We start from the raw sequence: 12,182 nt of genomic DNA on the forward strand, positions 1-12,182 counted from the left end.
ATAATTTCGTTCAAGTCTGTTTTGAAACAACTCTTCCGGTAAAATAACGCAATAATACTTCAACCAAAAAAGCGAGTAAAAATGAAGCCAATATCCATATACCTACCGTCGGCAACTTTTTATAAACGTATATTAAACTAAAAACAGCTACCAAAAACGTTCCGAAGATAGAAAAGATTATTAAAATTTTTTTGGCTTTCGTCTCATCTATTTTTAAAAGATGTCCTATATGTACGAAACCTTGTACGAGTAATACTATTATGGAAGCTATCAAGGTTATTTCGGATAGATCTAAAAATAGTATCAAAGGTATCGTTAAAACGGTACTTACTATAAGTCCTTCGTATGAGTTAAATACGTTGTATTCGTATATTTTTGGAAGTTCTCCCCTTTTTGCCATTGTATAGCCTATTTCGGTAACAGAGTACAAAGTAGCATTTATAGCCGATACGGTTGAAAAAAGAGCGGTTGCGGCCATTATCTTAAATCCCAAATCTCCAAAAACAGGTTTAACCGATTCAGCTAAGGCATAATCTTTTGCTTTTACGATTTCGGGAAGAGAAAGATTACCCATTACTACAAGACTTATACCAACATAAAGTAACATAACGATCAAAATAGCTATAATCATAGCTTTTATTATATTTTTTGAGGGATTTTCAATATCTTCTACCGTATTTGTAATAAGACTAAAGCCTTGATAAGCAAAAAAAGTTATTCCTACAGCATAAAATATATCCATAACGGGAGGAAACTCTTTGGGACTTAAATATTCCGGTTTTATAAAGAAAAAACCCACTATGGTAAAAAGAGTAAGTATTGTAAGCTTAACGATAACTATAAAGTTTTCCGATTTAGCTACAAAAACTGCGCCTAGAAGATTTATCGTCATAAACGTTAAAAGTATAAAAATTGCAAAAAAGTTTGTCCAAAAAGCTCCTGCGTCTTCGATAAAAGTAGATGCATAACTACCAAAAGCTTTCGCTATAGCGGCTAACGTAACTATTTGCGTAAAATAAAAAAGTACGCTTGTGGCGCCGGAGAAAATACCTTCTCCGTAACATTGAACCAAGTATTCTACCAAACCGCCTCTAGAAGGATACCTTAGAGCCAGTTTTGCTAACGAGTATCCGTTTAATAAAGCGATCAGACCGCCTAAAAGAAAAGAGAGCCAAACTAGATTGCCGGCTATACTACCGGCTTCACCGACAACTATAAAGATACCGACACCTACCATCGAGCCGATACCTAAAAAAACGGCACTCCATAGTCCGAATGCCTTATTAGCCATTATAAATCTCTTTCAATCTCTTTAGCAAAAGTGTTAAAGTAGATATCTTTTAGTCTTTCCATATCCATTTCGATATCACAAAGTGTAAACTTTTTACCGCCAACGGTACCAAGAGGGATGGCAGAAAGCCCTATCTCATTTGCTAGCTCTTCTATAGTGTGCATATTTTTAGGTTCTATCTCTACCAATGCGCGGCTAAATGTTTCGCTAAAAATTTCTCTGCTGTCTTCAAAACAGAAATCACCCAAAAATCCTTTATCTCCAACTGCAGCCATTTTAGCAAGAGCTATAGCTATACCTCCAACTCCCACATCTTTTGCGGCTTTTAAAAGCCCTCTTTTGTTTGCTTCTATGACAAAATTCCAAAGTTTTAGCTCTTTTTCATAATCGATTTTAGGCAAAACTCCGGCAACTTTCCCAAAAAGCTCTTTTAGATACAGACTTCCTCCAAACTCTTTTTCAGTCTCGCCTATAATGTAGATAATATCGTTTTCTTCTTGAAAACAAGATGGAAGTACTTTCTCTTCAGATTCATTTACTCCTACCATTGCAATTGTTGGTGTTGGATATACACTAACTCCATTTGTCTCATTGTAAAGTGAAACATTTCCACTAACAACAGGTGTGTTTAGAGCTTTACATGCCTCTTTTATACCTTCAGTACCTTGAGCAAACTGCCACATAACTTCAGGATTTTCAGGGTTTCCATAATTTAAACAATCCGTAATCGCCAAAGGTCTAGCTCCACTCATAGCAACGTTTCTACCTGCTGCCATTACAGCAGCTGCGGCACCGCCTTTTGGATCTATATAGCAGTATCTTGGGTTACATTTACTGCTCATAGCTATGGCTTTGCCACTCTCTTTTACCCTTATAACACTTGCATCCAAAGTTCCAGGATGTTTTACGGTATTTGTCTGAACCATTGAGTCATACTGTGTATATACCCAAGATTTATCCACTACTTCTAAAGAAGATAGAAGTTTTTCAAAGGCTTTTTGATTATCTATATGCGGTATCGTATCGATACTCGTCTCTTTTATATATTCTAGATATTCAGGTTTTTTAGTAGGTCTATCAAGCTCTGGAGCCTCTTCGCTAACCGGTGCTACGGGAACTTCTGCAACTTTTTCTCCATACCAGTATAGCTCCATTACTCCAGTATCCGTTACTTCACCGATAACTTCTGCGTCAAGGTCCCATTTTTTGAAAATCTCTATAACCTTATCTTCGGTTCCTTTTTTAGCACATATAAGCATTCTCTCTTGAGATTCGCTTAGCATAAGCTCATACGGTGTCATTCCCTCTTCTCTCATAGGAACTCTATCAAGAAACATCTTCATACCGCTTCCAGCTCGTCCTGCCATCTCAAAACTGCTTGAAGTTAATCCTGCTGCACCCATATCCTGGATACCCACAACATAATCCGTTTTGAAAAGTTCCAAACAGGCTTCAAGAAGAAGTTTTTCGGTGAAAGGATCTCCCACTTGTACTGTAGGTCTTAAAGATTTTGACTCTTCGGTAAAACTGTCACTACTCATAACGGCTCCACCAAGACCGTCACGACCAGTTTTACTCCCAACATAAATAACAGGATTGCCTATACCTTCGGCTCTTCCGTAGAAAATCTCATCTTTTTTACAAATCCCTAAAGTAAAAGCATTTACCAAGATATTTCCGTTATAGCACTCTTCAAAACTCATCTCTCCGCCGATTGTGGGAACACCTACACAGTTTCCGTAACCACCGATTCCAGCAACCACTCCTCTAACCAGATATCTTTGATGAGCTCCTATTTCGTCATCTCTTTTAACTTCGCCAAATCTAAGAGCGTTTAAGTTAGCAACAGGCCTTGCTCCCATAGTAAAAACGTCTCTCAAAATCCCCCCTACTCCCGTAGCGGCTCCTTGATAAGGCTCTATAAAACTTGGGTGGTTGTGACTCTCCATCTTAAAAACTGCGGCAATTCCATCACCTATATCTATAACTCCTGCGTTTTCTCCGGGACCTTGGATAACCCAAGGCGCTTCGGTTGGAAAACCTTTTAGATACTTTTTGCTAGACTTATATGAGCAGTGTTCGCTCCACATTGCACTAAAAATCCCGATCTCTACCAGGTTTGGTTCACGTCCTAAAATCTTTTTGATATGTTCGTAATCTTGCTCTGTTAATTTATGTGCTTTTAAAATCTCCTGTAGATTTTCCATATATTTTCCTTGAGATTTAAATTTTTAAGATTTTACAAAAAAAGTGCTAAAGAAGGGATAAATCTATATTTTCTTTAATAATTAAAAATGATTTACTTGATATATTAGATATATTATATTAATTTTTAATTTATTTTATTATGATATAGTTAAGGGACTTTATTTTTATTTTATTGTCGAGGACGGAATGGGGGTTAATATTAAAGAGTTCGTAAAAGAAGAGATGGATAAAAACTATTTTCATTTTTGGATTGTAAAGAAAAATTGGAAATTTTTATACAAAGGAATGTCAAATTTATTGAAAAAAAATGTAAAAGAGGAAGAACTAAAAAAATTTGGCAAAAAATGTTACGAACTTTCCATACCTTTTGGTGAGATTTCAATATTTTTGGATATCTTTTCTAGAAAATTGAATCAGTCGGAAAAAAAAGTTCTTGAAAAAAATAAAAATATTTTTGCAAAAGGATATATCGAAACAAGACTTCCGAAAGAGATAGTGCATTTTACAAACCAAGTACATAATAATGGTATATTCGTTTCAAAAGACAAAATAGTCATTTCAAGATATCTAACTTACTGGTTAATCGAGTTTATCGAGCATATTCTCTACGATAAATCGGTACCTGAAACCACTGAAGAGAAAAGTGATTTTGGCAAATGGCTTAGTGAATATAAAGGGGTATATTTTAACGATGAAAATATAAGAACACATTTTGCAAATTTAAGTTCATCTATGCATCATACTGCTACCGATGCATTATATTTTTACCATAAAAAAGAGTATTTTTATTTTACCCTTTTATATCTGGATATGTTATCTTTTACCTTGCAACTTCAAGGACTTTTAAGCTCACTCTTTTTGGAAGAGAAACTACTTTCATTGTATATGGATCCAATCACGGAAATACCGAACAGATTTCAACTACAAAAAGATTTCAAAATTTTCAGAAATCCTACCTTGCTTTTAGTAAATATAAGAGATTTTTCAAAAATAAATACGATATACGGAAACGATTTTGGCAACAGCGTTTTAAAGATAGTTGCAAAATATATAGAGACTCTCAATATTATAAAAGTTTATAGAATATTTGCTGATGAGTTTGCTATCCTTGTTGAAAACGATAAAGTTGCAAAACAGGTTTTTGAAGAGTTGGATGAGAAAATAATCTTAAAAGAGATAAACTACACCATCTCTTTTTATGGTGCATATAAAGAGCTTTCTGAAACCGCTCTTGAAGAGTGTGAGTCAGCTTTGATAGAGGCAAAAGATAAAAAACTAATCTATGCTAATAAAACTAAGGAACTGATACAAAAAATCAAAGATGAAATAAGTCTAACAAAAAAACTAAAATCTTATTTAACCACAGATAAAATAGTTCCATATTTTCAGCCTATATACAGTTACAATGAAAAAAGAGTTATCAAGTATGAGTGTTTAATGAGGATAGAAGATGGAAATAGAGTTTTAAACCCTGGAGAATTTTTAGATACACTTAAAAAACTGCCTCTATATGAAGAGTACACTAAAAGTATGATAAAAAAAAGTTTTAGTTATTTTAAAGATAAAGAGTATCAGTTTTGTTTGAATTTCTCGGTACTCGATATAGAAAATATATATACAGTATCTTTTTTAAAAGCTATGATCAACAATTATCCAGAAACGGCTAAAAGGCTTATTATTGAACTTGTAGAAACTGAAGCAATAACCAATTATGAAATAATAACAAAGTTTATAAAAGATATTAAAAAATTTGGTGTAAAAATTTCATTAGATGATTTTGGAACAGGTTTTTCTAACTTTTCTCAACTTTCCAAGTTAGATTTGGATTATGTAAAAATAGATGGTTCTATAGTTTCAAATGTATTAAACAACGAGAAGATGAAAAACGTCTATTTTTCCATCTTGGAGTTATCGAAAAAGATGGATTTAAAAATCACGGCAGAGTTCGTATCGGATAAAGAGATTTTTGAATTTGTTAAAAATAGCGGTATAGACTTTGCTCAAGGATATTATATAGGCAAACCAAAGCCCAATATAATATCAGAGTAGCAAAAAAAGTAGTAAAGCCGCGAAGTAGCGGCCGTAATTAGACGCTATATCCCATCTCTTTTGCTACTTTTTTGATGTGCTCAAGTCTTTTTTCGATAGGAGGATGTGAAGAGAAAAGATCTAAAAAGCCTACTATACCGAAAGCTTTCATATCGCTTGAAAGCGCAACCTGCTCTTTTGGTATCTGACCAAGTTTCGCTAACGCATAGTATATACCTTCAGGCCCATCAAGTTTTACGGCCCCTTCATCTGCTTTATATTCTCTATATCTACTAAACCACATTGCAAGCATCGTTGCAAAAACAGTAAGCAATATTTCAAGGGCAAAACTTATCATCATATAATACATTGGCGAAGGATTTCCTTCTTCATCTTTTGGGGCCAGTATGTTCGCAAGAAGTCTAGAGATAAAAAAGACAAATGTGTTTAAAACTCCCTGCAATAGAGTCATTGTTACCATATCTCCATGTTTTATATGGCTTATTTCGTGTGCTAAAACACCCTCTATCTCTTTTTCATCCATCAAATCAAACAAAGATGTAGATACAGCAACAAGTGAATCGTTTTTACTCCATCCAGTAGCAAAAGCGTTTGGAGGTCCGTCAAAAATCCCTACTTCCGGCATACCTATACCGGCCTCTTTTGCTAATCTCTCAACTGTAGAAACCAACCAAGCTTCAGTTTGGTCTTGAGGCGTCTCAATAACTTGAACGCCCATACTCATTTTAGCCATCCATTTGGACATAAAAAGAGATATAAGCGCTCCACTAAACCCTACGACGAAGGACAATATTAAAAGTCCGCTTATCGTTCCTTGGTCGAGTCTTATACCAAAAAATATCTCTATTAAAAAAATAGTAAGATATATGGACGCCATTACGGCTAAGTTCATAATCAAAAAGAGAAATATACCCATTTCCCCTCCTTTAATTTTTTATAAATTGTATCAAAAAAAGAGGATTTTTTTTACAACTAAAGTATCAAAATGAGATAAAAGAGGAGTTTTGTAACATAAAAAGGGCGCCAAAGTGCGCCCTTTTTATAGTTTTACTATTTTTTTTCTGACACTTTTTGTAGCTGTTACCATATTAGTAAGAGCAGGAATAACCTCTTCCCATTTTCTTGTTTTAAGGCCACAATCTGGATTTATCCAAAGTTTACCGGCAGGGAAAACGGAGAGTCTATCCGCTATCTCTTTTTCTATCTCTTCTACACTTGGAACCCTAGGAGAATGAATGTCATAAACTCCTGCACCTACCTCTTTTTGGTAGTTGTAGTTTTTGAAAGCCTCCAGGATTCTGTTTCCGTTTCTAGCTGTTTCTATAGATATAACATCAGCATCCATCGCATCTATAGTATCCATAATGTCGTTAAAATCACTATAGCACATATGTGTATGGATTTGAGTTTCAGCACGTGCCGGAGCTGTAGAGATTTTAAAACTCTCAACTGCAACTCTTTCATATTCGCTTCTATTTTCATTTCTTAAAGGATAACCCTCTTTAAAGGCTGCCTCATCAACTTGAATTATCTTGATGCCGGCTTCTTGAAGGTCCCTAACTTCATCAGCAATAGCTAAAGCCATCTGCTTATAGACATTTTCTCTTGGAAGATCGTCTCTAACAAATGACCAGTTCAGCATAGTTACAGGACCTGTTAGCATTCCTTTCATAATCTTTTTGGTTTTACTTTGGGCATAAGTAATCCACTCTAGAGTCATAGGTTCTGGTCTGCTCACATCTCCAAAAATAATTGGCGGTTTTACACATCTGCTTCCATAGCTTTGAACCCATCCGTTTTGGCTAAAAGTTACGCCTTCAAGCATTTCTCCGAAATATTCTACCATATCGTTTCTCTCAAATTCTCCGTGAACCAAAACATCTAAGCCAACATCTTCTTGGACTTTTATACAGTAATCAATAAACTCTTTTATTTTTGATTTATACTCATTTTCGCTAATGAGCCCTTGTTTAAAATCACGTCTTACTTTTCTAACTTCTACAGTTTGAGGAAAGCTTCCTATAGTAGTAGTTGGCAGTATAGGATATTTTAAAACTTCATGCTGGATTTTTAATCTATCCTCTGCATTAGTATCTCTTTGTTTTTCACTATCTTTTAGATTTTTTAGTCTGTTTTGAACATCAACACTATGAATCTGCGTAGATGTTTTTCTAGTTGTATTGGCTTTTTTATTGGCTTCGTATATTTTTTTCTCTTCTTCGTTAAGAGGTTCGTTTTTGTAAAGTTTATCAATAACTTTTATCTCATCTAGTTTTTCCAAAGCAAAAGCGAGCCAAGATTTTATATTTTTATCCATTTTCTCTTCATATTTCAGAGTATATGGAACATGAAGTAATGAGCAACTTGAAGCCACATAAACTCTATCTTTGTCTATATTTAACGAATTTAGAAATTTAACCTTTTCGTCTATGTCACTTATCCAGATATTTCTTCCGTCAACAACTCCCGCAACTAAGATTTTGCCGCTTTTTGCGATTTTTTTCACAGCATTTATATTTTTAGGACCGTGAATAAAATCTAAACCTATACCTTTTATGTTGCACTCTGTCAATATATCTACCGCTTCAAGAGCATGCTCAAAATATGTAGATATGAAAATATCAACATTTTCAGCTACATTACCCAGTTTTTCATAAGCAAATTTTAGAGCATCTAACATTTTTTTAGTTGGATCTTTAACTAAAGCTGGTTCATCAAACTGAACGGTAACTTTATCATCAAGCTTTGAAATAATTTTCAAAATATCCATATAGGCATCCACTGCACTTTTTATCTCATCAAGCGGATCGTTCCCTTTGGTGCCTCTTGAAAAACTAAGAAACGTAACAGGACCGATTATATTGATTTTAGGTTTTATTTTAAGCTCTTTTGCCTCTGAATATTCTGCAATTATTTTGTCAAGATTTGGTTTAAACTCCTGTTTGGGTTCTATTTGTGGAACAAAATAGTGATAGTTGGTATTTAGCCACTTTGTCATAGGGAGAGCTTTATGATCTTTATCTCCTCTTGCCATCGCAAAATATCTATCAATGCCGCTTAAGTCAAGATACTCTTTAGGCTCACAACCTAGCATAACGATAGTGTCGATCATGTTGTCATAAAAACTAAAATCATTTACACTTATAAAATCTACTCCAGCCTCTTTTTGGTATTTTAAATGTCTATTTCTTAGTTCTTTTGCAACTTTTTGAAGCTCATCTATCTCTATCTGTCCGCTCCAGTATTTTTCCAAAGCAAATTTTAGCTCTCTTTTCTCACCGATTCTGGGAAAACCGTGAATATAGGTCATCTCTTCTCCTTCTATTTTATATCTTATGTTATAGCTTATTGGCCTAAAAATTTTTAATAATGAAATGAATCGATTTTTTTGTGGCTATTATATTAAAGGAGGAGAGATACCAGTTTTTGTTTTTCTGCATTTACATATAGGTGGTTTTTTAATGCGGGAGAGTTTTAGTATCTTGTGCGCTAAACAGGCGAAAAAAATGTTACAATAACAGGGTTTGTCAGTTTTTAGAGACAAAAATGAAATGGAGTTTAAAAAGAGTTCAATTATAGGCGGCGGGTCTTCACTAAAGTTTTCATCCTCTTTTTTAAATCTTAAAATTTTTGAAACATAATCTTTATATGAGCGGTTTTTAGATGATATTAATATATATGAAGTTGTGGCGGTTATAGCTTGAAGTGTAAAATATTTGCCTTTAAAACCTTTTGCTACCATTTTTTACTTTCTAAAAATCTCTCTAAAATTAGTGCTGCGGCAATAGAGTCTATCTTGCCGTCTTTTTTTTGTTTAATTTTGCCTTTTGTAAGCTCTTTTGCTTCATGTGAGGAAAAACTCTCATCAATAAAAAAAACTTCTCCTTCAAAATCCAAAAGTTTTACAAAATGCTCTACCCTTTTTCTCATCTCATCTTCACTACTTCCACCAATAGGCACACCAACGACTAAAGTCTCGATATCCCACTCTTTTAAAATCTTACTAACATCATTTGCGGCTTGATTTCTGTTTTTTCTAATAACGACATTTTGTGGTAATACTATCTTGCCATCTAAAGATATAGCAAAACCTATCCTTTTTAAACCTATATCTATAGCTGCAAGTTTTTTCAAATTCTCTCCAAATTTTTATAAAATTGTATCAAAAATTTTTTATAAAATATCATTTTTTGATTTTTCTTGATTTAAGTTTGATATTTGGCTTTTTTAATTTTTTTTTGAGATTATATCAAAATAGAAAAAAAATCTCTTTTTAAGATTTAATTTGTTAGAAATTGAGTGTTTTGAATAAATAGTAAATTTCGCTCAAGCAAGTTATCATTTTTGCTTTTGGCAACGCTTAAAAATTTTATTAAAAAGTGCGAACACAAGCGCTCCTTCGGGATTGAGCGCACTTTTTTGCTCTTATGACCAACATAAAATTTTCAAGCTAAAATGATAAAGCTTTCGCTCAATTTCTATTTATTCATAGGTTTCAAATTATAAATTTTTTTAGAGATGGGATATGTTTAAAAATAAGAAACTGATAATTTTTGATTTGGACGGAACACTAATCGACAGTGCAAAAAGTTTGGCAAAAGCTTTAAATTTTATGCTAAATTCTCTAGGAAGAACAGATTTTAGCGAAGATACAGTTAGAACATGGATAGGAAACGGAGCTCAGATATTGGTAAAAAGAGCTCTAACGGGAAAAAAAGATTTTAATGATGAGGAAATAGATGATGAGCTTTTTAAAAAAGCTTTAGATATATTTTTGGATTACTACGCTCAAAATTTAACTAAAGAGACAAGTCTCTATCCAAAAGTAAAAGAGAGCTTAGAAACGTTAAAAAATAGTGGTTATAGATTGGCGATTGCTACAAATAAACCGACAAAATTTATCAAGCCTATATTAGAGTTTTTTGAGATAAAAGAGCTTTTTGAACTCTATCTTGGAGGAGACTCGGTTTCAAAGAAAAAACCTGACCCTCAGATGCTCATTGAAGTTTGCAAAAAAGCGGGTATAAATCCAGATTTTGCTGTAATGGTTGGTGATTCGAAAAATGACTCAATTGCCGCCGAGAAGGCTGGGATTGATTTTATAGCTGTTACATACGGCTATAAAGATAATGCCAACTTTTTAGAAACAAAAGTTACAGTAGATGATTTTGAAAAAATATTGGATTATTTAAGGTAAAAGATGAGTAGAGCCAAAATTGCAATTGTAGGTGGAGGAGTAGCTGGAGTTACTGCAGCTTTAACTCTAAAAAATTTTGATTTGGATGTAACTCTTTTTGAAAAACAGAGTAGTTTAGTTGGAGGTCCTCCATTTTGTCATCTGCATGCAGGAGGAAATCTTTACAAAGAGATATCAGATGCCCAATGTATCCAACTTTTGAAAGAATCCATAGATTTTTTACGCTTTTATCCATTTGCAGTAGATTTTAGACCTACAGTTATTGCTGTTCCAGTTAGAGACAGTGGAGATCCAAAAGATTTGCTGAATAGATTAGAGACTTTAAAAAACAAGTATAAAAAGCTAATAGAAAAAGATCCTAACAATAAAGTTTTAGGTGAGCCTCAAAACTACTATAAACTTTATGAGCGGATAGATTTAGAGGCTTTAAAAAACAAAGAACCTATTAACAATCCAAAAAGTTTAGAAGAGTGGTTAATCCCTATAGCAAAATATGTAAATTTAGAGAACATAAAATATCCTCTAATCATAGTCCAAGAGTATGGTTTAAATCTATTTAGACTGGCTGCCGGAGCAACTTTGGCACTTCAAAAAGCTAAAAATGTTGATTTGAAGTTAAGTTGTGAAATAGTAAATATAACACAAGAAAAAGAACAATTTGTATTAAGTTATAAATTTGGTGAAAAAAGAGAAACTAAAAAGTTTGATTATCTCATAAACGCTGCAGGATTTAATAGTGGGATTATTGATGATATGTTAGGATTTAAAAGAGAAAGACTTATAGAGTTTAAAGCCGCCTATGTAACTAAATGGGAAGATTGTAATATCAAGTGGCCGGAAATCATTTTTCACGGTAAAAGAGGAACTCCTCAAGGAATGGCACAATTTACCCCCTATCCGGATGGCTACTTTCAACTTCACGGAATGACAAAAGAGATAACTTTGTTTGATGATGGGTTGGTTAAAAATCCAGCTTACAGTTCTCATCCAAGACTTAATCAAAAGTTTTTAGATAAAATCTACAAAGGATGGGAAAAAGATGATATAGAAATAAGAACAAAAAACGCCATAAAACATCTCTCTTCTTTTATCCCCGAATTTGCCAAAAATGCTGTAGTTGCTTCAAAACCGCTATTTGGCGCGCAGCAAATCCCCGGAAATGATCCGGACTTAAGAGCTGCTGAAATATCTTTTGAAGGCGATAGATATGCAAGATGTGAGATTGTAAAAGTATCTTCAGCCCTTAGTATGACAGATGAGATAGTAAAAAAGCTAATAGAGCTTAAATTGGTTGATAGCTCATATTATGGTAAAAGAGACTATAACTATCTAAAAGATTTGACAGAAAAAAAGATTTCTATATTAGCCAAAGAGATAGCAAAAAAAAGAGGTTATCCCGTATCTATGGCAAATAGAGTTTTATATAAGATTTAAACT

General features: G+C 33.6%; 9 protein-coding genes. 3 read left to right on the forward strand and 6 right to left on the reverse strand.

Translation table 11 applies throughout. The features are described 5' to 3' along the window. Positions 1-10 precede the first annotated feature (10 nt). Together NIL_RS04945 and purL are read right to left on the reverse strand one after the other, a co-directional pair. The gene (locus tag NIL_RS04945; protein ID WP_187648496.1) at positions 11-1,291 is read right to left on the reverse strand and encodes an APC family permease; all 1,281 of its coding nucleotides are present in this window, start codon (positions 1,289-1,291) and stop codon (positions 11-13) included. Further along, positions 1,291-3,498, reverse strand: a complete 2,208-nt coding sequence (gene purL / locus NIL_RS04950) for a phosphoribosylformylglycinamidine synthase subunit PurL (protein ID WP_187648497.1) — start codon at positions 3,496-3,498, stop codon at positions 1,291-1,293. Before purL ends, NIL_RS04945 begins: the two co-directional genes overlap by 1 nt. Positions 3,499-3,685: 187 nt before the next feature. Between purL and NIL_RS04955 the strand changes: the two genes are divergently transcribed. Next, positions 3,686-5,548, forward strand: a complete 1,863-nt coding sequence (locus tag NIL_RS04955) for an EAL domain-containing protein (RefSeq protein WP_187648498.1) — start codon at positions 3,686-3,688, stop codon at positions 5,546-5,548. 37 nt (positions 5,549-5,585) lie between these two features. Here the strand turns inward: NIL_RS04955 and htpX are convergent, their stop codons facing one another. The 4 genes from htpX to ruvX all read right to left on the reverse strand — a co-directional run bounded on the left by htpX (position 5,586) and on the right by ruvX (position 9,682). Further along, complete coding sequence (htpX, locus tag NIL_RS04960) at positions 5,586-6,464, reverse strand: protease HtpX (RefSeq protein WP_187648499.1); 879 nt, start codon at positions 6,462-6,464, stop codon at positions 5,586-5,588. A 123-nt stretch (positions 6,465-6,587) separates the two neighbouring features. Next, on the reverse strand, positions 6,588-8,858 hold the full coding sequence (gene metE / locus NIL_RS04965; protein ID WP_187648500.1) for a 5-methyltetrahydropteroyltriglutamate--homocysteine S-methyltransferase: 2,271 nt from the start codon (positions 8,856-8,858) through the stop codon (positions 6,588-6,590). A gap of 87 nt (positions 8,859-8,945) precedes the next feature. Then, the gene (locus NIL_RS04970) at positions 8,946-9,290 is read right to left on the reverse strand and encodes a hypothetical protein (protein WP_187648501.1); all 345 of its coding nucleotides are present in this window, start codon (positions 9,288-9,290) and stop codon (positions 8,946-8,948) included. Continuing rightward, positions 9,284-9,682, reverse strand: a complete 399-nt coding sequence (gene ruvX / locus NIL_RS04975) for a Holliday junction resolvase RuvX (protein ID WP_187648502.1) — start codon at positions 9,680-9,682, stop codon at positions 9,284-9,286. Before ruvX ends, NIL_RS04970 begins: the two co-directional genes overlap by 7 nt. A 391-nt stretch (positions 9,683-10,073) precedes the next feature. On the opposite strand from ruvX, the gene NIL_RS04980 reads away from it, so the two are divergent. Continuing rightward, the gene (locus NIL_RS04980) at positions 10,074-10,745 is read left to right on the forward strand and encodes a phosphoglycolate phosphatase (RefSeq protein WP_187648503.1); all 672 of its coding nucleotides are present in this window, start codon (positions 10,074-10,076) and stop codon (positions 10,743-10,745) included. Between the two features lie 3 nt (positions 10,746-10,748). After that, positions 10,749-12,179, forward strand: a complete 1,431-nt coding sequence (locus tag NIL_RS04985) for an FAD-dependent oxidoreductase (RefSeq protein ID WP_187648504.1) — start codon at positions 10,749-10,751, stop codon at positions 12,177-12,179. Positions 12,180-12,182: the final 3 nt, after the last annotated feature.

Source organism: Nitrosophilus labii (genome assembly GCF_014466985.1).
In the GTDB taxonomy this organism is placed as follows: Bacteria; Campylobacterota; Campylobacteria; order Campylobacterales; family Nitratiruptoraceae; genus Nitrosophilus_A; species Nitrosophilus_A labii.